At 67.4% G+C, this 20,627-nt stretch carries 19 protein-coding genes; 12 read left to right on the top strand and 7 right to left on the bottom strand.

Features of this window, described 5'->3' with window-relative positions; all coding sequences use genetic code 11:
• Positions 1-72 precede the first annotated feature (72 nt).
• Genes ACZK29_RS14885 through ACZK29_RS14875 form a run of 3 tightly spaced genes read left to right on the top strand, consistent with a single transcriptional unit; the run spans position 73 to position 3,945 of the window.
• Entirely contained in the window at positions 73-843 is a 771-nt protein-coding gene (locus ACZK29_RS14885) for an RNA methyltransferase (RefSeq protein ID WP_478446203.1), read from the top strand.
• A gap of 46 nt (positions 844-889) precedes the next feature.
• Positions 890-1,822, top strand: coding sequence for a phosphate/phosphite/phosphonate ABC transporter substrate-binding protein (locus tag ACZK29_RS14880; RefSeq protein WP_111202894.1), 933 nt, complete (start codon positions 890-892; stop codon positions 1,820-1,822).
• Positions 1,819-3,945 carry a putative bifunctional diguanylate cyclase/phosphodiesterase gene (locus ACZK29_RS14875; RefSeq protein ID WP_459047108.1) on the top strand — a complete coding sequence of 709 codons (2,127 nt, stop codon included), beginning with the start codon at positions 1,819-1,821 and terminating at the stop codon, positions 3,943-3,945. Before ACZK29_RS14880 ends, ACZK29_RS14875 begins: the two co-directional genes overlap by 4 nt.
• Before the next feature lie 13 nt (positions 3,946-3,958).
• Here the strand turns inward: ACZK29_RS14875 and epmB are convergent, their stop codons facing one another.
• A complete protein-coding gene (gene epmB / locus ACZK29_RS14870) occupies positions 3,959-4,999 on the bottom strand; it encodes an EF-P beta-lysylation protein EpmB (RefSeq protein ID WP_478446202.1) in 1,041 nt (346 codons plus the stop codon).
• Between the two features lie 96 nt (positions 5,000-5,095).
• Between epmB and efp the strand changes: the two genes are divergently transcribed.
• The 5 genes from efp (at position 5,096) to ACZK29_RS14845 (ending at position 9,324) form a co-directional block, all read left to right on the top strand.
• Positions 5,096-5,662, top strand: a complete 567-nt coding sequence (gene efp, locus ACZK29_RS14865; RefSeq protein WP_005410381.1) for an elongation factor P — start codon at positions 5,096-5,098, stop codon at positions 5,660-5,662.
• Positions 5,663-5,830: 168 nt separating this feature from the next.
• Complete coding sequence (locus tag ACZK29_RS14860; RefSeq protein WP_111202889.1) at positions 5,831-7,174, top strand: TRZ/ATZ family hydrolase; 1,344 nt, start codon at positions 5,831-5,833, stop codon at positions 7,172-7,174.
• Between the two features lie 25 nt (positions 7,175-7,199).
• The gene (gene ubiG / locus ACZK29_RS14855; RefSeq protein WP_049429626.1) at positions 7,200-7,916 is read left to right on the top strand and encodes a bifunctional 2-polyprenyl-6-hydroxyphenol methylase/3-demethylubiquinol 3-O-methyltransferase UbiG; all 717 of its coding nucleotides are present in this window, start codon (positions 7,200-7,202) and stop codon (positions 7,914-7,916) included.
• A complete protein-coding gene (locus tag ACZK29_RS14850; protein ID WP_478446201.1) occupies positions 7,913-8,608 on the top strand; it encodes a phosphoglycolate phosphatase in 696 nt (231 codons plus the stop codon). Before ubiG ends, ACZK29_RS14850 begins: the two co-directional genes overlap by 4 nt.
• An 11-nt stretch (positions 8,609-8,619) precedes the next feature.
• The gene (locus ACZK29_RS14845; RefSeq protein WP_478446200.1) at positions 8,620-9,324 is read left to right on the top strand and encodes a phytoene/squalene synthase family protein; all 705 of its coding nucleotides are present in this window, start codon (positions 8,620-8,622) and stop codon (positions 9,322-9,324) included.
• A 174-nt stretch (positions 9,325-9,498) separates the two neighbouring features.
• On the opposite strand, the gene ACZK29_RS14840 is transcribed toward ACZK29_RS14845, so the two are convergent.
• The 3 genes from ACZK29_RS14840 to yidD are packed head-to-tail and all read right to left on the bottom strand — an operon-like array spanning position 9,499 to position 11,946.
• Positions 9,499-10,344 (bottom strand): M23 family metallopeptidase, encoded by an 846-nt coding sequence (locus ACZK29_RS14840; RefSeq protein WP_164146672.1) that lies wholly within the window; start codon positions 10,342-10,344, stop codon positions 9,499-9,501.
• A complete protein-coding gene (locus ACZK29_RS14835) occupies positions 10,344-11,690 on the bottom strand; it encodes a dihydroorotase (protein ID WP_111202884.1) in 1,347 nt (448 codons plus the stop codon). Before ACZK29_RS14835 ends, ACZK29_RS14840 begins: the two co-directional genes overlap by 1 nt.
• Before the next feature lies 1 nt (position 11,691).
• On the bottom strand, positions 11,692-11,946 hold the full coding sequence (gene yidD, locus ACZK29_RS14830; protein ID WP_005417723.1) for a membrane protein insertion efficiency factor YidD: 255 nt from the start codon (positions 11,944-11,946) through the stop codon (positions 11,692-11,694).
• 271 nt (positions 11,947-12,217) lie between these two features.
• On the opposite strand from yidD, the gene dksA reads away from it, so the two are divergent.
• The gene (gene dksA, locus ACZK29_RS14825; RefSeq protein ID WP_478446199.1) at positions 12,218-13,423 is read left to right on the top strand and encodes an RNA polymerase-binding protein DksA; all 1,206 of its coding nucleotides are present in this window, start codon (positions 12,218-12,220) and stop codon (positions 13,421-13,423) included.
• Positions 13,424-14,064: 641 nt separating this feature from the next.
• Here the strand turns inward: dksA and ACZK29_RS14820 are convergent.
• The 3 genes from ACZK29_RS14820 to cysS are packed head-to-tail and all read right to left on the bottom strand — an operon-like array spanning position 14,065 to position 17,192.
• A complete protein-coding gene (locus tag ACZK29_RS14820; RefSeq protein ID WP_049429619.1) occupies positions 14,065-15,312 on the bottom strand; it encodes an MFS transporter in 1,248 nt (415 codons plus the stop codon).
• Positions 15,309-15,761 (bottom strand): SufE family protein, encoded by a 453-nt coding sequence (locus tag ACZK29_RS14815; RefSeq protein ID WP_049435092.1) that lies wholly within the window; start codon positions 15,759-15,761, stop codon positions 15,309-15,311. The genes ACZK29_RS14820 and ACZK29_RS14815 overlap by 4 nt, the downstream gene beginning before the upstream one ends.
• A gap of 54 nt (positions 15,762-15,815) precedes the next feature.
• Positions 15,816-17,192, bottom strand: a complete 1,377-nt coding sequence (gene cysS, locus ACZK29_RS14810; protein ID WP_478446198.1) for a cysteine--tRNA ligase — start codon at positions 17,190-17,192, stop codon at positions 15,816-15,818.
• A 188-nt stretch (positions 17,193-17,380) separates the two neighbouring features.
• Here cysS and ACZK29_RS14805 point away from each other — a divergent pair, with 188 nt between their 5' ends.
• The 3 genes from ACZK29_RS14805 to ACZK29_RS14795 all read left to right on the top strand — a co-directional run bounded on the left by ACZK29_RS14805 (position 17,381) and on the right by ACZK29_RS14795 (position 20,534).
• Positions 17,381-17,944: a glycine zipper 2TM domain-containing protein gene (locus ACZK29_RS14805; RefSeq protein WP_181358215.1), complete on the top strand. Its 564-nt coding sequence runs from the start codon at positions 17,381-17,383 to the stop codon at positions 17,942-17,944.
• A 319-nt stretch (positions 17,945-18,263) separates the two neighbouring features.
• Positions 18,264-19,274, top strand: a complete 1,011-nt coding sequence (locus ACZK29_RS14800) for an N-acetylornithine carbamoyltransferase (protein WP_111202879.1) — start codon at positions 18,264-18,266, stop codon at positions 19,272-19,274.
• Positions 19,275-19,337: 63 nt separating this feature from the next.
• Entirely contained in the window at positions 19,338-20,534 is a 1,197-nt protein-coding gene (locus ACZK29_RS14795) for an argininosuccinate synthase (RefSeq protein WP_111202877.1), read from the top strand.
• Positions 20,535-20,627 lie beyond the last annotated feature (93 nt).

Below are 20,627 nucleotides of genomic sequence, written 5' to 3'. Positions count from 1 at the left end.
AGCGGGTCCGGCGCAGTGGCCGGCCGCACAGTTTACCATTGGTCATCGTCCAGCTCGACCTTTTCCCTGTTCATGTCCCAGTTTCCTGCCGCAACCCGCCTCCGATTCGTCCTGGTCGGTACCCAGCACCCCGGCAACATGGGGGCTGCCGCCCGCGCCCTGAAGACCATGGGCCTGGCCCGCCTGGTGCTGGTCGCCCCCGAAAAGCCGCTCGACGAAGAGGCCTTCCGCCGCTCGGCCGGTGCCGAAGACGTGCTGGGGGACGCCCCGGTGGTGGCTACCCTGGCCGAGGCCGTGGCTGACTGTCGCCTGGTACTGGGCTGCACGGCCCGTGCCCGCCGCGTCCAGCTGGAGGAGTACCTGCCGGCCGATGCTGCCGCCCGTGCGGTGGCCAAGGCGGGCGAAGGTGCCGAGGTGGCACTGGTGTTCGGCCGTGAGCGCACCGGCCTGACCAACGAGGAGCTGCAGCTCTGCCACGCCGCAGTGCACATCCCGTCAGACCCGGAGTTCAGTTCGCTCAACCTGGCCGCCGCCGTGCAGGTGCTGGCGTACGAAACGCGCATGCAACTGCTTGGGGCGCAGCCGGTTGCAGAAACCGAACCCGGCTTCCGCGAACAGGCGGCCAGCCACGAGCAGATGGAGAGCTTCTTCGCCCAGCTGGGTGACACGCTGGACGAGATCGATTTCCACAAGGGCCGCGCCCCCGAGTCGGCGATGCGCAAGCTGCGCCGCCTGTTCCTGCGCAGCGAGCCCACCGAACAGGAAGTGCGCCTGCTGCGCGGCATCCTCGCCGACACCCAGCGCATGGCGCGACTGGCCCAGGCAGGCGGCAAGGGCAGCTGACGACGTTCTCATTTTTTCGGGTAGTCTGTCTGGATACCCAGGGGGGATGAAGCCTGTGTCGGGTCTGCGAAAGGCAATGCAGGGGGGACTGCTGAGCCTGGCCATGGTCCTGCTGGCCGGGACGGTGCGTGCAGCACCGGACCCGGTGCTGGTGCTGGGCCGGATCAGCGATGATCCAAAGGCCCACTACGAGCAGCTGCAGCCCTTGCTGGACTACGTTGTGGCTCGCATGCATGACGTGGGCATCCAGGAGGGGCGGATATTGATGGCCCGCGATCCGCAGCAGATGGCGAGCTATCTGCGGCGGGGACGGGTCGATTGGGTCACGGAAACCTCCGGTACGGCAGTGGCGTTGGGCCAGCGCAGCGGCGCTCGCCCCTTGCTGCTGACCGAACGCAACGGGGTGCGCGAGTACCAGACGGTGTTCTTCGTGCGCAGCGACAGTCCCATCCAGCGGGTGCAGGACCTGCGCGGCCATCGCCTGGCCCTGCAGAACACGGCATCCACCAGCGCCTACCTGGTGCCGGTGATGACCCTGCTGAACCATGGCCTGTCGCCGCAGATCCTGGCCGGGGTCTGGGACGTGCCTGGGCGTGACAGCGTGGGGTATGTGTTCGCGCGCAGCGAGTTGAACATCGCGACGTACGTGCACAAGGGGATGGCGGATGTGGGGGCGGTGAGCAGCGTGGACTGGAATGACGAGCGGCGGGTGCCGGCTGCATTCCGGCGCGATTTCCGCGAACTGCTGCGCACCGAGCCGTACCCGCGTGCGGTGGAGATGGTCCGCGCCGACCTCGATGCCCGGGTGCGTGATCGCCTGCAGGAGGTCCTGCTCCAGGCAGCCAGCGACCCGCAGGCGCAGGGCGCGTTGCATCGTTTTTTTGGCACTTCTGGTTTCCACCGTGTCGATGCGCATGCGCAGCAGCGGTTGGATGAATTGAAACAAGGATTGACGCGCGTGCGGATGGAAGTGGAATGAAGTGGCTCGGCTCGGGGATGCAGGCCCGGTTCCTGCTGGCGATGGGCGGAGCGATGGTCGTGGTGGTCGCGATCCTGGCGGTGCTGCTGGGGCGCCAGACGGCGATGCAGAGCGAGGTGCGCACCCTCAGCGGTGGCGTCATCCATGAATTGTTCGACCGCAGCGTGCGCAGCCGCGGCGAGGCGATGGCGCGCGAGTTGTCCGATGCGCTGGCCAACCCGCTGTATTACCGCGACCTGGACCAGGTCGGCGTACTGGTACGCAGCACCGCGCGACAGCCGGTGGTGCGTTATGTACTGGTGTTCGACGAGCGTGGCCGGCTGGTGCACGACGGCTCGGTCGAGGTCCAGGGATTCGGCCAGCCGATGGCCGATCCCCTGGCGCCCAAGGCCGCGGCGGCGCAGGCATTGCTGGTGCAGGAATCGCCGAAGGTGCTGGACAACACGATGCCGATCATGGTCGGCAACCAGCGTATCGGCGGCGTCCGCGTCGGCATGGCGCTGGACGAGGTGCAGCAACGCGAACAGGCGGCCAATGCCACCCTTGGCGAGCGCCTGCAACTGGTCGGCAGCCGCCACCTCGGATGGTTGCTGCTGATGCTGGGGTTGCTGGTGGTGATTGGCGTGGTGGTGATCCTGTACGTGCAGCGCACGCTGGTCGCGCCGATCCGCGACCTGGCAGCAGCCGCGCGTCGCATCGAGGCGGGGGACTACCAGACACCGCTGGCCGAGAACACCCGTGACGACGAAGTGGGTGAGCTGGTGCGTGGCTTCGCCCGCATGCGCGATGCCATCGCCCGCCATGACCGTGAAGTGCGGCACATGGCCTACACCGATGCCTTGACCGGGCTGACCAACCGGCTGGCGTTCCGCGAAGCGCTGGACCATCGGTTGATGGCGGCGCGTGCCGCCAATCACCGGTTGGGCCTGCTGTTCGCCGACATCGATGATTTCAAGCGGGTCAACGACACGCTTGGCCATGAGGCCGGTGACGAGGCGTTGCTGCAGTTCGCACAGCGCATCGGTCGCGCGGTCGCGGAAGCGGGCGGTGACGAGGCCCTGCTGGCCCGCTTCGGTGGCGATGAATTCGTGATTCTGGTCGGCGACGGTGACGTGGCCGCCAACGCGCGGCTGCTGGCCGAGGTGCTGGTGCGTGAGCTGGGCAGGCCGCTGGTGGTGCAGGGCCGGGAGCTGTTCCTCGGTACCTCGATCGGCGTGACCCTGTTCCCCGATGATGCGGCCGACGCGACGACGCTGCTGAAGAACGGCGACATCGCCATGTACCAGGCGAAGATGGCGGGCAAGAACTGCTATCGCTACTACAGCCGGGCGATGGACCATGCGGTGGAGCGTCGCGTGCACATGGAGCAGGAGCTGCGCGGGGCCTGGGAGCGCGGCGAACTGCGCCTGGCCTACCAGCCGATCTTCCGTATGCGCGACCGTCGCATGGTCGGCGTCGAAGTGCTGCTGCGCTGGCAGCATCCGACGCTGGGCACGATTCCGCCATCGGTGTTCATCGAAGTGGCCGAGCAGAGCGGGCTGATCGAAATCATCGGCCCGAAGGTACTGCGTGCGGCCTGCATGGAGGCCTCGCAATGGCCACGTGGCGTGGCAGGCGACGACCTGTTTGTATCGGTCAACGTGTCACCGCGGCAGCTGCGCGGCGGCGAACTGCCGGCGCTGGTCGCGCAATGCCTGCATGAATCCGGGCTGCCAGCGTCGCGCCTGCATCTGGAGCTGACCGAGACCGCCGTGATCGGCGACGAGATGGTCGCCGCGCAGCTGCTGGACAAGCTGCACCGCACCGGCGTGAAGGTCTGGCTGGATGATTTCGGGACCGGCTTCTCCGGGCTCAGTCATCTGCGCCAGGTACCCGTGGACGGCGTGAAGATCGACAAGAGCTTCGTGGCCGACATGCAGCGTGACCCCGATGACCTCGCGCTGACCACGGCGATCATTGCCATGGCCCACGCGCTGGGCATCACTGTGGTGGCCGAGGGCATCGAACAGCAGGCGCAGTACGAGCTGCTTGCGCAGCGTGGCTGTGATCTGGGCCAGGGCTATTGGCTGAGCCATCCGGTGACCGCCACCGAAGTGGTGCGGATGATCGAATCAGGCCTCTGACCCCGACACCGGATTACACCAGGCGCTTGCTCGGGTCGCCCGGCAGTTCGCGCACCAGTTTCGGGATCAGATAACCGGACAGGCGCGCGGTCAGCCCGGCAATCAATGCCTTGGCCTGGGTGTCATCCACTTCGAAGTGGGCCACGCCTTCGACCCGGTCCAGCTGGTGCAGGTAGTAGGGCAGTACGCCAGCGGCGAAACTGCGCTCGCTCAGGTCCTGCAGCGCCTGCACGCTGTCGTTGACCCCACGCAGCAGCACCGCCTGGTTCAGCAGCTGGGCGCCGGTGCCACGCAGGCGCGCCATCGCGGCATCCACGCTGGCGTCGAATTCGTTGGCGTGGTTGGCGTGGACCACGATGGCCAGCGGCCACGGCAGGCCACCCAGCCAGGCCAGCAACTCCTCGTCCACGCGCTCGGGCAGCACGATCGGCAGGCGGCTGTGGATGCGCAGGCGGCGGATGTGCGGAATCGCGCGCAGGGCATCGGTCAGCTCGACCAGCTTGTGCGTGGCCAGAGACAGTGGATCGCCGCCGGACAGGATCACCTCGTCGATGTCCGGGTCGGCGGCGATGGCGGCTACGGCCTCCTGCCAGCCACCCTTGGCGGCGTTCTCCGCGCCATAGTCGAAGTGGCGGCGGAAGCAGTAGCGGCAGTTGATCGCGCAGCTGCCGGTGGCGACCAGCAGGGCGCGGCCACGGTATTTCTGGATGACGCCGGTGGCCTTCTTGGCCGCACCATCGCCCACCGCATCGAAGCTGAACCCGGGGGCGGGACGCATTTCCTCGTCGATCGGCAGCACCTGCCGCAGCAGCGGATCGGCCGGATCACCCTTGCGCATGCGGGCCACGAACCCCTCCGGCACGCGCAGTGCGAACTGGGCCATGGCCGCGTCCGAGACGCCCAGCGCGGCCGGGTCCAGCTGCAGCCGGGCCAGCAGGGCCTGCGGGTCGCGCAGTGCCTGGCGCCAGAGCTGCTGCCAGCGCGCGGGCGCGCCTGGCGACTGGGGCCGGGGGAAGGCGGAAAGCTGCATGGAGAGGGGGCCTGCGGTTATCATGGGGGCAGAAAAACAGTCGCCCACCGGCATCCGGTGGGCTTTCCATTCTAACGGCTCGCCGCACCCGCGGTGTTTTTGCCACTCAGGAGTTTACGCATGGCCAGCTACGGCATGAACGACGTCAAGAACGGGATGAAGATCCTGGTCAACAACCAACCGGCCGTCATCATCGACACCGAATACGTCAAGCCGGGCAAGGGCCAGGCCTTCACCCGCGTGAAGTACCGCCTGATCAAGGACGGTCGCACCCAGGAAGTGACCATGAAGTCGACCGACTCGCTGGATGCAGCCGACGTCGTCGATACCGACATGAACTTCATGTACAGCGACGGCGAGTACTGGCACTTCATGGACCCGGAATCCTTCGAGCAGGTCCAGGCCACCAAGGCCGGCATGGGCGGCGCCGAGAAGTGGCTGAAGGGCGAAGAGTCCTGCGTGGTCACCCTGTGGAACGGTGAGCCGATCTTCGTGCAGCCGCCGAACTTCGTCGAGCTGAAGATCACCGAAACCGATCCGGGCGTCCGTGGCGACACCTCGGGCGGCGGCGGCAAGCCGGCCACCCTGGAAACCGGCGCCGTGGTCCGCGTGCCGCTGTTCGTCAACCAGGACGAAGTGATCCGCGTCGACACCCGTTCGGGCGAGTACTCCGCACGCGTCAAGTAAGGTTCCGGCCGCAGGCCGACCATACTGTAGAGCCGAGCCCGTGCTCGGCTTTCCGGGCACCGCCCGGACCCGTTGCTGGCGCCCATGGCGCCGCAGCGGACAGCCGCCGGGCATGGCCCGGCGCTACCGCCTCCCGCCAGGCCCTTCTCCAATAGCCAGTGAGCCCGCATGAGCGATAGCCCGCACCTCCCCGAAGCCTGCGACCTGCTCATCGAAGCCGGTTATGTCGTTCCGATCGAGCCGCATGCGGTGGTGCTGGAAGACCATGCCGTTGCCGTGCGTGGCAGCGAGATCGTGGCCGTCCTGCCGCGCGCCGAGGCGCGCGCGCGCTTCCGCGCCGCGCAGGTGGTCAGCCGCCCCGAGGCGGCGCTGATGCCGGGCCTGGTCAACGCGCACACGCACAATCCGATGACCCTGCTGCGCGGCGTCGCCGACGACCTGCCGCTGATGACGTGGCTGCAGCAGCACATCTGGCCGGTGGAAGCGGCGGTGATCGGCCCCGAATTCGTCGCCGACGGCACCACCCTGGCCATCGCCGAGATGCTGCGCGGCGGCACCACCTGCGCCAACGAGAACTACTTCTTCGGCGACGTGCAGGCCGCGGTCTACAAGAAGCATGGTTTCCGCGCGCTGGTCGGCGCGGTCATCATCGATTTCCCCACCGCCTGGGCCAAGACCGACGACGAGTACTTCGCCAAGGCCGGTGAACTGCATGACCAGTGGCGCACGGATCCGCTGATCGGCACCGCGTTCGCGCCGCACGCGCCGTACACCGTCAACGATGCCAATTTCGAGCGGGTGCGGATGCTGTCCGACCAGCTCGACATGCAGGTCCACCTGCACACCCACGAGACCGCGCAGGAAATCACCGATTCGATCAAGCTGCACGGCCAGCGTCCGCTGGCGCGGCTGGATCGCCTCGGCCTGGTCAACGACCGCCTGATCGCGGTGCACATGACCCAGCTGACCGAGGCCGAGATCCACCTGTGCGCCGAGCGCGGTGTCAGCGTGGTGCATTGCCCGGAATCGAACCTGAAACTGGCCTCCGGTTTCTGCCCGGCCTGCGCCCTGCAGCGCGCCGGCGTGAACCTGGCCATCGGCACCGACGGCTGCGCCAGCAACAACGACCTGGACATGTTCAGCGAGAACCGCACCGCGGCGATCCTGGCCAAGGCCGTGGCCGACGACGCCACCGCGCTGGACGCGGCGACCACGTTGCGCGCCTCCACGCTGGGTGGCGCCCGCGCGCTGGGCTTCGGCGAGCGCATTGGCTCGATCGAGGTCGGCAAGCAGGCCGACCTGGTCTGCGTCGACCTGTCCGCGCTGGAAACCCAGCCGCTGCACAACGTGCTGTCGCAGCTGGTGTACGCCACCGGCCGCCAGCAGGTCAGCGATGTCTGGATTGCCGGCAAGCCGAAGCTGGTGCAGCGCGAGCTGGTCGGCATGGACCTGCCGGGCATCATCGCCAACGCGCGCCAGTGGCGCGAGCGTATCCGTCATATCCGCGCCTGAACCCTGGCGCTGCAAGGACTTCCCCATGACTGCCCCCCACGCTTCCTCCAATTTCGATCAGGCCGAGCTGGACAAGTTCGCCGCGCTGGCCAACCGCTGGTGGGACGCTGACGGCCCGCAGAAGCCGCTGCATGCGCTGAACCCGGTGCGGCTGAAGTACGTGGCCGACCGCGTGCCGCTGCGCGGTGCGCGCGTGCTGGACATCGGCTGCGGTGGCGGCCTGCTGAGCGAGGCGCTGGCGCAGTCCGGTGCCGACGTCACCGCGATTGATCTTGCCCCGGAACTGGTCAAGGTCGCGCGCCTGCACGCGCTGGAAAGCGGTGCCAAGGTTGATTATCGCGTCCAGGCCGCCGAGGACCTGGCTGCCGAGCAGCCGGGCAGTTTCGATGTGGTCACCTGCATGGAAATGCTCGAGCACGTGCCGGATCCGGGCGCGATCATCGAAGCCTGCAAGCGCCTGCTGAAGCCGGGCGGTCACCTGTTCCTGTCGACCATCAACCGCACCGCTGCTGCCTTCGCGGTGGCGATTGTCGGCGCCGAGTACGTGGCGCGCCTGCTGCCCAAGGGCACGCACCACTACCAGGAATTCATCAAGCCGGCCGAGCTGGCGCGCTGGCTGCGCGAGGCCGACATGCAGCTGGTGGACGTCAGCGGCATGGCCTACGAGCCGTGGCGCAACCACGCCCGCCTGAGCAGCCGCACCGACATCAACTACCTGGCCTACGCGGTCAAGCCGGCATGACCTCCGCCCGCTTCCCGCGTGCGGTGCTGTTCGACCTGGATGGCACGTTGCTGGACAGCGCGCCGGACTTCGTCGCCACCTGCAACGCGATGCTGGCCGAACGTGGTCGTGCACCCATCGATCCGGCCGCACTGCGCCCGGTGGTGTCGAAGGGCTCGCGGGCGATGGTCTCGGCCGCGTTCCCGGACCTGGATGCCGCTGCGCGCGATGCACTGATCCCGGAATTCCTGCAGCGCTATGAAGCGTTGATCGGCCAGCACGCAGTGCTGTTCGACGGCGTGGCCGGCATGCTCGCCGCGCTGGATGAGGCCGGTACGGTGTGGGGCATCGTCACCAACAAACCCGAGTACCTGGCGCGCCTGATCCTGCCGCAGCATGGCTGGCAGCAGCGCTGCGCGGTGCTGGTCGGCGGTGACAGCCTGGCCGAACGCAAGCCGCACCCGCTGCCGCTGCTGCACGCTGCGCAGGCCATTGGCATTGCCGCCGAAGACTGCGTGTACGTGGGTGACGACGAGCGCGACATCATCGCCGCACGCGCTGCCGCCATGCCGTCGGTGGCGGCGCTGTGGGGCTACCGCCTGCACAGCGACGACCCGCTGACCTGGCAGGCCGACGTGCTGGTCGAGAACGCCGAACTTCTGCAACTGGCCAGTCTCTGGCCGACCCGGCCGGCAGCCCCGGCCCAGCCGTAAGGAATCACGTAGTGAGCAGTACCGCGCTGGACAGTTTCCTCGACAAGTGGCGCAGCCGTTGGCCGGAATGGTCGGTGGCCGCCCCGTTCGTGGCCGAATCGCAACGCGTGCTTGCCGTGGCGTGGTTCGCGCTGCTGCAGGAGTTCGACGACATGCTCAATACCGGCGGCGATCCGCTGCCGGCCGATGCCAAGCTGGCATGGTGGGGCGAGGAACTGCGCAGCTGGGCCGGGCATCGTTCGCGCCATCCACTGGGCCGTCTGCTGGAGCCGGTGCGTGCGCCGTGGGGGCAACTGGCCGAAGCACTTCCGGATCTGGTTGAAGCGCGTACCGTCGCGCTGGACGCCGCCAGTGCCGAGCGTGCGCTGGCCAACTACGCTGAAGCCGTGGCTGCGGTCGAGGCGGCGTTGTTCGCGGACAAGCCGCGCACCGGTGCCGGCCGTGCGGTGCAGCTGCAGACCCTGGCCCAGCGCCTGCAGGATGCCGGCGTGGCCGGTGTACCACGCAGCCTGCTGGATGAGGATTCCAGCACCGCCGCGCAGCGCTGGGCACAGCATCTGTTGAAGGGGTGGGGTACCCGCGTGCCGGGCCCGCGCCCGCGCCGCGTGTGGTCCAGCCTGGCACGTGCCCGCGTGGCGGCGCAGGCCGCAGGCAAGCCGATCGAAGCCACCCCGGTGCGCACCCTGCTGCGGGTGTGGTGGGCGGCGCGCGGTTGATCGATCGGCCCTGCTGACTGCTTCTGGTGGGTGCGGACCTTGGTCCGCACGCTCTGAGGGATTGTGCCGACCAAGATCGGTACCCGGTAGATCCACGCCATGCGTGGATGAATGCCGGTTTCGCGCGCGGTCGTGCCGACCAAGGTCGGCACCCACCCAAGCGCATTGCGCGCGTTATTTGCGTTCCAGCACCAGCAGCGGATCGATTCGGGTATCGAACCAGTTCATGCCCCAGTGCAGGTGCGGGCCGGTGGCACGGCCGGTGGCGCCGACCGCAGCGATCACCTGGCCCTGTTCCACGCGATCACCGACCTTCACGTCGATGCGTGACAGGTGCAGGAAGTTGGAACTGACGCCGAAGCCGTGGTCGAGCAGCAGCGTGCCGCCGGTCAGGTACAGGTCCGGGCCGGCGAAGGTGACGATGCCGGCGGCGGGTGCCTTCACCGGCGTGCCGGTCGGCACCGCGATGTCCATGCCGGAATGACCGGCGCCGGGCTGGCCGTTGTAGACGCGCGCATTGCCGAAGCGGCCACTGATACGGCCCTGCACCGGCCAGATGAAGGTCTGGGTGAAATCAGTGCGGTCGTCATCGCGGGCACGTGCCGCAGTTACCTGCGCCTGTTCGCGCTTGATCCGCTCGGCAATCGCCGGCGGCGGGTTCACCGTCTTCGGCGGCACGCCGTTGACCCGCTCGGTGGGCCAGTCGCGCGGGGTCACCGCGATGGTCACGGTTTCGCTGCCACCGTCGGCGCGTTGCACCAGCACGCGCAACGGGCCCTTCTCGTCGCGGCCGATGCCGAACACCACGCTGCCATAGCCGCTCACCCGCAGTTGGCGGCCGGCGTACTGCACGCGGCTGCCGGCGGGTACCTTGCCGATCACCAGTGCGCCCTGCGACGCGCTGGCCGGGAACACCACGCGGCTGTCGATCAGGCTGCCGATGCCGTCCTGTGCCTGCGCCGACGGTGCGGTGAACAGGGGCGCCGCCAGCAGCGCCCCGATCAGAAGAGCGGAGCGCATCAGCGGTCGTAGGTCATGCGCTGGCCGGCCGGCTCGCCAACGAGCTTGCTGCCGTCCCACACCAGCTGGCCGTTGACCCAGGTGGAGGCCACGCGCGAACGGAAGGTGGTGCCTTCGAACGGCGACCAGCCGCACTTGGACAGCACGTCCTCGCGCTTGACGGTGAACGGCACGTCTTCGACCAGGACCAGATCGGCGAAGTAGCCTTCGCGCAGGAAGCCACGTTCTTCCACGTCGAACAACTGTGCCGGGGCGTGGGCGAACTTCTGCACCACCTGCTCGCGGGTCAGCTTGCCTTCGTGCACGCGTTCCAGCGCGGCCACCAGCGCGTACTGCACCAGCGGCAGGCCCGACGGTGCCTGCGCGTACGGCTTCTGCTTTTCTTCCCAGGTGTGCGGCGCGTGGTCGGTGGCCAGCACGTCCAGCACGTCGTCGGCCAGCGCAGCGGTGATCGCTTCGCGGTCGGACACTTCCTTGATCGCCGGGTTGCACTTGATCAGGTTGCCCTTGGTCGCGTAATCCGGGCGCGCGAAGTGCAGGAAGTGCACGCAGGTTTCGGCAGTGATCTGCTTGCGGCTGCCGTCGGCGCGGATCAGCGGGCCCTTCTCGAACAGCGCCAGCTCATCGGCAGTGGAGATGTGCAGCACGTGCAGGCGGGTGCCGTGCTTGCGCGCCAGCGACATCGCCAGGCGGGTGGACTTGATGCAGGCTTCGCGCGAACGGATGTCCGGATGCATGTCCGGGGTCAGTGCGTCGCCGTACTTTTCCTGGAACGCCTTCAGGTTGGCATCGATCATCGGCGTGTCTTCGCAGTGCGTGATGATCGGGGTCGGGCATTCGCGGAAGATCGCGTCCAGCGTTTCCGGGTTGTCCACCAGCATGTTGCCGGTGGAGGCGCCCATGAACACCTTTACGCCCGGGGCCTTCTTCGGGTCCAGCGCACGGATCGCCTCCAGGTTGTCATTGCTGGCGCCGTGGTAGAAGCCGTAGTTGGCCCAGGCGCGGCCGCGCGCCAGATCGTACTTGGCTTCCAGGATGGTCGAATCCAGGGTCGGCGGGTTGGTGTTGGGCATGTCCATGAAGCTGGTCAGGCCACCGGCCACGGCCGCCGCCGATTCGCTGGCGATGTCACCCTTGTGGGTCAGGCCCGGTTCGCGGAAGTGCACCTGGTCGTCGATCATGCCGGGCAGCAGCCAGCGCCCGGCCGCGTCCACCACCTGTTCGCCGTCGCGCGGCGTCAACCCGCTGCCGATCTGCGCGATGCGGCCGTTCTCGATGCGCAGGTCGCCGTCGAAGGTACGGCCTTCGTTGACCATCCGGGCGTTGGTGATGAGGGTGGAGGACATGTCAGTGTTTTCCTGTGCAACGGCAAGAGGGGGCGTGGGTGGATTCGGGCACCGGGTCGAAGCCGCCGGGATGGAACGGATGGCAGCGGCCCAGCCGGCGCGCAGCCAGCCAGCTGCCGCGCAGCGGACCGTGTCGGGAGATGGCGTCCATCGCGTATTCAGAACAGCTCGGCACGAAACGGCAACGCGGCCCCAGCAGGGGGCTGATGAAGCGCTTGTAGAAGCGCAGCAGGGCAATGAGCAGGCGCGAGATCACCCAGTCATCTTATGCCAGTTGGCATGAAGGCCGCATTTGTGCAGGATGGGCCGTTGGTCGCATGTCGCCGATGGCCTGCGACCGGTACCAGCACCCGCGGGTGCTGGCCAGGTTCCGTACCGCGCAAGGCGGTCCGTGTTCGTCGGACTGCCCCTTGGGCACCTTGACTCCAGGACTGAATGGAGCAGGGTGCCGAGGTTGCTGCTGCGGGTCGGGTAGGCTATAAAGGCCCGCTTTCCCGGGCCCCGGGGAATCCAAGGAAGAGCGTTTCGTGGCTGCTAAAAAAACTGCAAAGAAGGCCGCAACGGCCGCCAAGAAAACCGCCAAGCCTGTTGTGAAGAAGTTGGCGGCAAAGCCCGTTGCCAAGAAACCGGCGAGCAAGCCGGCGACCAAGGCAGCGTCCTCGCAACCGGCGGCCAGGAAGGCCACCGCAAAGAAAACGCCGGTCAAGGCAACCAAGCCGGTGGCGAAGAAGGCCGCTGCGCCTGCCAAGGCCAAGCCTGCCGCTGCCAGCAAGAAGGCGCCGGTGGTGAAGAAGGCCGCCAGCAAGGCCGCGCCGGTCAAGAAGGCCGCCGCCAAGCCGGTGGCGAAGAAGGCGGCGGTGACGAAGGCTGCGGTCAAGCCGGTCGCCAAGCCCGTAGCAAAGAAGGTCGCTGCGGCTAAACCGGTCGCCACGCCTGCCGCTGTAAAGAAGGTTGCCAAGAATGTTGCCGCTCCGGCCGCCAAGCCGGCCCCGGCCCCAGTAGTGAAGTCCGCACCGAAGCCTGCTGCCAAGCCGGCTCCGGCCAAGCCTGTCCCGGCCAAGACCGTGGCAGTGGCGGCAGCCCAACCGGCCCCAAAGCCGGCCCCGGCCGCCGCTCCTGCCGCTTCGAAGGCCCCGCAATCCAAGAATCCCGTGCCCGTTTCGAAATCGCCTGCCAAAACCGCCGTGAAATCCGATTCCGCCCCGAAGACCGTGTCGCGCCCTGTCGGCAAGGTTGCCGTGGCCGTCGCCGCCCGCTCGGCGGCACCGGCCCCGCGCAGCAAGTACAAGGTGGTCGAATACAAGACCGACGAGGCCACTGGCCGCCCGATCCTGCCGGCTGGCTACAAGCCGTCCTCGGAAGAGGAATACATGAGCCCGCTGCAGCAGGAATACTTCCGCCAGCGCCTGCAGAACTGGCGTGCGGACCTGGTGGAAGAGTCCAAGCAGACCATCGAGAACCTGCGCGAAGAAGTGCGTGACATCGGCGACGAAGCCGAGCGCGCGACCCGCGAGACCGAGAACTCGCTGGAACTGCGTACCCGCGACCGCTACCGCAAGCTGATCGGCAAGATCGACAGCACCCTCAAGCGCCTGGAAGCAGGCGACTACGGCTACTGCGTCGACACCGGTGAAGAGATCGGCCTGGAGCGCCTGGAGGCGCGCCTGACCGCCGAGCGCACCATCGATGCCCAGGAGCGTTGGGAGCACCTGCAGAAGCAGCAGGGCGACTGATTCCCGATCGTTGTCTGGTCATGCGAAAAACCCGGCTTCGGCCGGGTTTTTTGTTGGGTTCGGGTTGGCTGCGAAGAGCAGCGCCTTCCGGGTATCGGGGTGAGCCTGCGGGTGGGTCCGGGCAGGACACGCTGCAAGTACATCCCTGTAAGCTCGGCCGCGGCATCCATGCCGCGGACGGTCCTGCCCGGACCCACCCGCAGGCTCTCGACGCTTCCCTGCGTGCGCGGCTGATGTAGAGCCGAGCCCATGCTCGGCTCAGGCCGAAGCCGGAGGGTAGGGAAGAGCAAGAGCAAGAACAGCCAAGCATGGCTTGGCTCTACCAGGAGCGGTCATGCGTGCGCTCGCGGCTGTTGGGTCCGCCTTGTAGCGAGCCGAGCACCGCAGGGGAATCAGGGGCGAAGAGGCGCCGCTGTTTGAGCGCAGCGAGTTCGGCGCCGTCCCCTGATTCACTGAGGAGCGCAGGGCACCGGTGCGAAGCACCGGCTCGCGGATGGCGGAGCGTTTCTTTGGATACTTTCTTTTCGCGAAAAGAAAGTGACACCCCGCCGCGGTCGCGGAAAAGGGCCGCCGGGCATGGCCCGGCGCTACCAATGCGTCGGCGCACGTAAAGCGGCTGTCGCGGAAACGACGAGCCGACGCTACTGCAGGTCGCGAAGATTCAGTTTCCGCAGCGTCGGGTTCTTCCACGCGGTGATCCCGGCCACGCTCAGCACCGCGAACCCGCCCAGCACCACCGCCGGCACCAGGCCGAGCAGCTTCGCCATCGTGCCGGCATAGAACGCGCCCAGTTCGTTGGACGAACTGATGAAGATGCCGTTGATCGACGACACCCGGCCGCGCATTTCTTCCGGCGTGGCCAGCTGCAGGATGGTCGAGCGGATCACCACCGAGACGCCGTCGAAGGCCCCGTAGAACAGCAGGATCAGCGCGGACAGCCAGAAGTGCTGCGACAGCCCGAAGCCGATCACGCACAGGCCGAAGCCGGCCACCGCGAACAGCAGCACGCGGCCGGCATTGCGGTGCAGCGGGTGGCGCGCCAGCCACAGGCCCACGCAGACCGAGCCCAGCGCCGGCATCGCGCGCAGGATGCCCAGGCCTTCCGGGCCATGGTGCAGGATTTCGTGCAGGAAGGCCGGCAGCATCGCCACCACGCCGCCCAGCAGCACCGAGAACATGTCCAGCGCCATCGCGCCGACCATGATCCGGTTGCCGACCACGAAGCGCGCGCCTTCGGCGATGCTCTTGAAGATCGGCGCGGCCGGACCGGTGTGCACTGGTTCTTCCACTTTCAGCGTGGCCAGGCAGGCCATCGCCACCAGTGCGAAGGCAGTCGCCACGGCATAGGACAGGCCCTTGCCGCCGAAGCCGACCAGCACGCCGCCCAGCGCCGGGCCGGCGACCATGCCGGCCTGGAACACCACCGCGCCGAGTCCGGCGCCACGCGCGAACTGGTCGCGGGCCAGCACGCGGGCGAACAGTGCGTTGTAGATCGGCGACAGGAACGCACGGACCATGCCGGTCAGGGCGATGGCCGCATAGATCGGCCATACCCCTTCAAACGGCAGCCAGCCCGTGGCGACGCCGGTCAGCACCAGTGCCGTGGCGATCAACCCGGAACAGGCCACCATGCCAAGCCGGCGCCGTGGCAGGTGGTCGACCAGATAGCCGGCGAACGGCGCCACGCAGAAGAACGGCAGCACCTCGGCCAGGCCGACCAGGCCCAGTGAGAACGGATTGCGGGTGACTTCGTAGATGTGCCAGCCGACGGTGACCGCGACCACCTGGTAGGACAGCATCGCGAAGATGCGGTAGGCCAGCAGCTTGGCGAAACCGGGCCGGGACAGCAGGCCCAGCGCGGTGTCTTCGGCTGTGGCAGGCTCGCTCACGACGGGTCGCGCTGCAGCTGGGCCTGCGCGGTCTCGCGGATGAAGGCCAGCATCGCCGCCACGCCGTTGCTGCGGGTGGGGGAGAGGTGTCGGGCCAGGCCGATGTCCTGGATGTAGCTGGGCTCGGTATCCAGGATCTCCTGCGCCGAGCGCCCGGAGTACACGCGCAGGGCCAGGAAGATCAGGCCGGAAACGATGGCCGAATCACTGATGGCATGGAAGCGCAGCGACTGCGCGTTGCCTTCCGGCACGATCCAGACCATCGACTGGCAGCCGAGCAGGCGGTGCTCTTCGGTCTTCCATTCGTCCGGGAAGGCCGGCAGCTTGCGGCCGAGGTCGATCAGGTACTGGTAGCGCTCGGACCAGTCGCCGAAGAAGCCGAATTCCTCGGCGATGGCGGCCTGGGCCTCGGCAGCGGTGGGTTCAAGCGGGAACGGGGAGTCGGTCACAACAGTCTCTACAGTGGGGGCGTGGCCGGCGGACCGGCCACGGGGCAGGGCGGGTCAGCCGCGCTTGCGCGACCAGCGAACGCCCTGCGGAGTGTCGTCCAGCACGATGCCTTCGGCGGCCAGCTGGTCGCGGATGGCGTCGGCACGGGCGAAGTCACGTGCCTTCTTGGCCGCAGTGCGCTCGTCGATCAGGCCCTGGATGCGCGCATCGTCACCATCATCGCCGGCGGCGGTACCGAACCACTGCGCCGGATCGGCCTGCAGCAGGCCCAGTGCCAGGCCCGCACCGAGCAGCTCGCCCTTCAGGCGCGCCTGTTCGGCCGGATCGGTGGCACGACGCGCGTCGGCGGCGATGCGGGCCACTTCGGCCAGCGCCTGCGGGGTGTTCAGGTCGTCATCCAGGGTCGCCTCGACGGTGGCCGGGATCACCGCGCTGGCTTTGATCGACGCCAGCTCGCGCAGGGTGCCGTACAGGCGGTCCAGGGTGCGCACCGACTGCTCGATCAGGCCATCGGACCAGTCCAGCGGCTGCCGGTAATGGGCCGACAGCAGCGCCAGGCGCAGGGCCTCCGGCGGATGCTGGCGCACCAGGTCATGCACGCGCTCGATGTTGCCCAGCGACTTGCTCATCTTGGCGCCGCCGAAGTTGAGCATGCCGTTGTGCAGCCAATAACGGGCGAAGATCTTGCCGCCATGCGCGCATTCGCTCTGTGCGATCTCGTTCTCGTGGTGCGGGAACTGCAGGTCGACACCGCCGGCATGGATGTCGATGGTCTCGCCCAGATGGGCGGCGGCCATCGCCGAGCATTCGATGTGCCAGCCCGGGCGGCCACGGCCCCAGGGCGATTCCCAGCCGGGCAGGTCGTCGGTGGATGGCTTCCACAGCACGAAATCGCCCGGATCGCGCTTGTAGGGGGCGACATCGACACGGGCGCCGGCCAGCATCTCCTCCGGATCACGGCGCGAGAGCTTGCCGTAGCCGTCGAAACTGGCCACCGCAAACAGCACATGGCCCTCGGCGGCATAGGCATGGCCGTTGGCGATCAGCTGCTCGATCATGGTGATGATCTGCGGCATGTGCGCGGTCACCTCCGGCTCGATGTCCGGCGGCACCACGCCCAGCGCGGCCATGTCTTCACGGTAGGCGGCGGCGAATTTGTCGGTGATGGTGCTGATCGGCACCCCCTGCTCGCGCGCGGCGGTGTTGATCTTGTCGTCCACGTCGGTGATGTTGCGGGCGTAGCGCAGTGCGCCGAAACGCCGCCGCAGCAGATCGGCCAGCACCCCGAACACCACCGGGCCACGGGCGTTGCCGATGTGCACGTAGTTGTAGACCGTGGGGCCGCACACATACAGGGTCGGACAGGCCGGATCGAGCGGGGTGAACGGTTCGAGCTGGCGAGTCAGGTTGTTGTGCAGGCGCAGGGTCATGGGGGTGTGGCTGGGGGACAAGCCTGTGATTTTAGAACGTGTCGGCCCCCTTTGGGTGCACCGGTTGCCACCGGTGGACGCCGGCTTCACCCAAGGTGGGGTGGGCAGGAGCAGCGTGGACGGGTAATGTTCAGCCCCTTGCGCTCGTCACTGCCTACACTATTGCCGTGTCCTTGCTCCCGTCGCCACTGAAATCCACCGTGTTGCTGACCCTGGCCTGCCTGTCGGCGACGGCCGCCGTGGCCCAGGCGCAGGACGCCGAGCCGCGCAACCGTGTGGTGATCGTCGAGAACGTGAAGTTCGACTATGCGCAGGTGCTGAACGTCGAACCGGTGTTCCAGACCCTGCGCGCGACCCGTACCGAGGAGCACTGCGAGCCGATCTCGACCCGTACCCTGGCCCCTGTCAACGTGACCGGGGAAGAGCCTGTCGAGGACAAGGGCCGGATCGGCCGCTTCTGGGATTCGGTGCGCTCGATGTTCAAGCGCAGTGACGAGGAGATCCCCGAGGAGGCCGCGACCGAGACGCCGGCCCCGGCGCCAGCCAACAATGGCCCGATGCTGACCCGCGACTGCCGCATCGTGCCGGTCGGGCGTGAATTCCGCCGCCCCATCGCCTACGACGTGGACTACGTCTACAAGGGCACCAAGTACCGCTCGCGCCTGCCGGAAGACCCCGGCAACCGGCTGAAGATCCGGGTCTCGATCACCCCCTGGGTCGGCCCCGAGCAGGGCGCCGCCGGCAATCCCTGATTCTGGGACCCCGGCCCCTTGCGCCGGCCCCGGCCGCATGCAAAGATTGGCGGCCATGAAGCTCACCGACTTCCAGCACGACAGCAGCGCAGCCCGACAGGCGTCGGGCATGACCTCGCGTGCGCGTCGACCGGAACCCCACATCCTCGCTGGGTAACCGGAGCTTTCTGCTGTTCGTCCGAAAAAAACCCAGCCCGCCGGCTGGGTTTTTTCGTTTCCGCGTTCTGAAAGCTTCAACTGCAACCTTTTCGATCCACCTTTGGTTCCTGTTTTTCCCTTCCACCGCGTCGAATCCGGCGCCGCTACGCAAGGAAAGATGATGTCCCCCAAGCACTTCCTGAACACCCAGGACTGGAGCCGCAGCGAACTTGACGCGCTGCTGACCCAGGCCGCGCTGTTCAAGCGCAACAAGCTCGGCGACCAGCTCAAGGGCAAGTCGATCGCGCTGGTGTTCTTCAACCCGTCCATGCGCACCCGCACCAGCTTCGAACTGGGCGCGTTCCAGCTCGGCGCCCACGCGGTGGTGCTGCAGCCGGGCAAGGATGCGTGGCCGATCGAGTTCAACCTCGGTACGGTGATGGACGGCGACACCGAAGAGCACATCGCTGAAGTGGCCAAGGTGCTGGGCCGTTACTGCGACATCATCGCCGTGCGTGCGTTCCCCAAGTTCATCGACTGGGCCTACGACCGCCAGGACATCGTCCTCAACAGCTTCGCCAGGTATTCGCCGGTGCCGGTCATCAACATGGAGACCATCACCCACCCGTGCCAGGAGCTGGCGCACGTGATGGCCCTGCAGGAGCACTTCGGCACCCAGGACCTGCGTGGCAAGAAGTACGTGCTGACCTGGACCTACCACCCCAAGCCGCTGAACACCGCCGTGGCCAACTCGGCGCTGACCATCGCCACCCGCATGGGCATGGACGTGACCCTGCTGTGCCCGACCGCCGACTACATCCTCGACGACCGCTACATGGGCTGGGCCGAGCAGAACGTGGCCGAGAGCGGCGGTTCGCTGAAGATCAGCCATGACATCGACAGTGCCTACGCCGGCGCCGACGTGGTCTATGCCAAGAGCTGGGGTGCGTTGCCGTTCTTCGGCAACTGGGAACCGGAAAAGCCGATCCGCGACCAGTTCAAGCACTTCATCGTCGACGAGCGGAAGATGGCGCTGACCAACAACGGTGTGTTCAGCCACTGCCTGCCGCTGCGCCGGAACGTGAAGGCCACCGATGGCGTGATGGATTCGCCGCAGTGCATCGCCATCAACGAAGCCGAGAACCGCCTGCACGTGCAGAAGGCGATCATGGCCGCGGTTGCCGGGCACTGATTTTTTTCCGATTCAATCATTCCCGCCGGGCACGGCCCGGCGCTACCAGGACATACCCTCCCCATGAGCAACAAAGACGTCGTTCTCGCCTTCTCCGGCGGCCTGGATACCAGCTTCTGCGTGCCGTACCTGCAGGAGCGTGGCTACAACGTGCACACCGTGTTCGCCGACACCGGCGGCGTGGATGATGAAGAGCGCGATTTCATCGAGAAGCGCGCTGCCGAACTGGGCGTGGCCAGCCATGTCACCGTCAACGGTGGCCCGGCCATCTGGGAAGGCTTCGTCAAGCCGTTCGTGTGGGCTGGCGAGGGCTACCAGGGCCAGTACCCGCTGCTGGTGTCCGACCGTTACCTGATCGTCGATGCCGCGCTGAAGCGTGCCGCCGAACTGGGCACCAACATCATCGCCCACGGCTGCACCGGCATGGGCAACGACCAGGTCCGTTTCGACCTGGCCGTGAAGGCGCTGGGTGACTACCAGATCATCGCGCCGATCCGCGAGATCCAGAAGGAACACACCCAGACCCGCGCCTACGAGCAGAAGTACCTGGAAGAGCGCGGCTTCGGCGTGCGTGCCAAGCAGCAGGCCTACACCATCAACGAGAACCTGCTGGGCCTGACCATGTCCGGTGGCGAGATCGACCGTTGGGAAGCCCCGGGCGAGGGTGCGCGGGGCTGGTGCTCGCCGCGCAGCGAGTGGCCGGAACAGGCGTTGACCGTCACCCTGAAGTTCGTCGAAGGCGAAGCCGTTGAACTGAACGGCAAGGCGCTGCCGGGCGACCAGATCCTGGCCCAGCTCAACAAGCTGTTCGCCCCGTATGGCGTTGGTCGTGGCGTGTACACCGGCGACACCGTGATCGGCCTGAAGGGCCGCATCGTGTTCGAGGCCCCGGGCCTGGTCTCGCTGCTGGCCGCACACCGCGCGCTGGAAGATGCCGTGCTGACCAAGCAGCAGAACCGCTTCAAGCCGGACGTGGCGCGCAAGTGGGTGGAGCTGGTGTACGAAGGCTTCTACCACGACCCGCTGAAGACCGACATCGAGGCCTTCCTGAAGTCCTCGCAGGCCAAGGTCAACGGTGAAGTGGTGCTGGAAACCCGCGGTGGCCGCGTCGATGCCGTGGCGGTGAAGTCGCCGCACCTGCTCAACACCAAGGGTGCCACCTACGCGCAGTCGGCCGACTGGGGCGTGGAAGAGGCGGAGGGCTTCATCAAGCTGTTCGGCATGAGCTCCACCGTTTACGCGCAGGTCAACCGCGGTTGACCTGTGACGGTAGTGCCGGCCGCTGGCCGGCTCGTGGCACGGCTGGATCATTGCGGAGCCGGCCAGCGGCCGGCACTACCGATTTCGAACCCT

It is taken from the genome of Stenotrophomonas sp. 89682_Sma, from assembly GCF_056481405.1.
The sequence above is the reverse complement of the archived record's forward strand: the minus strand, read 5'-3'. Positions and strand labels throughout refer to the sequence as shown.

Coding starts and splice junctions, on each gene's coding strand:
- ACZK29_RS14885 (WP_478446203.1), top strand. CDS start 73: ATGTCCCAGTTTCCTGCCGCAACCCGCCTCCGATTCGTCCTGGTCGGT.
- ACZK29_RS14880 (WP_111202894.1), top strand. CDS start 890: ATGAAGCCTGTGTCGGGTCTGCGAAAGGCAATGCAGGGGGGACTGCTG.
- ACZK29_RS14875 (WP_459047108.1), top strand. CDS start 1,819: ATGAAGTGGCTCGGCTCGGGGATGCAGGCCCGGTTCCTGCTGGCGATG.
- epmB (WP_478446202.1), bottom strand. CDS start 4,999: ATGATAACCGCAGGCCCCCTCTCCATGCAGCTTTCCGCCTTCCCCCGG.
- efp (WP_005410381.1), top strand. CDS start 5,096: ATGGCCAGCTACGGCATGAACGACGTCAAGAACGGGATGAAGATCCTG.
- ACZK29_RS14860 (WP_111202889.1), top strand. CDS start 5,831: ATGAGCGATAGCCCGCACCTCCCCGAAGCCTGCGACCTGCTCATCGAA.
- ubiG (WP_049429626.1), top strand. CDS start 7,200: ATGACTGCCCCCCACGCTTCCTCCAATTTCGATCAGGCCGAGCTGGAC.
- ACZK29_RS14850 (WP_478446201.1), top strand. CDS start 7,913: ATGACCTCCGCCCGCTTCCCGCGTGCGGTGCTGTTCGACCTGGATGGC.
- ACZK29_RS14840 (WP_164146672.1), bottom strand. CDS start 10,344: ATGCGCTCCGCTCTTCTGATCGGGGCGCTGCTGGCGGCGCCCCTGTTC.
- ACZK29_RS14835 (WP_111202884.1), bottom strand. CDS start 11,690: ATGTCCTCCACCCTCATCACCAACGCCCGGATGGTCAACGAAGGCCGT.
- cysS (WP_478446198.1), bottom strand. CDS start 17,192: ATGACCCTGCGCCTGCACAACAACCTGACTCGCCAGCTCGAACCGTTC.
- ACZK29_RS14800 (WP_111202879.1), top strand. CDS start 18,264: ATGTCCCCCAAGCACTTCCTGAACACCCAGGACTGGAGCCGCAGCGAA.
- ACZK29_RS14795 (WP_111202877.1), top strand. CDS start 19,338: ATGAGCAACAAAGACGTCGTTCTCGCCTTCTCCGGCGGCCTGGATACC.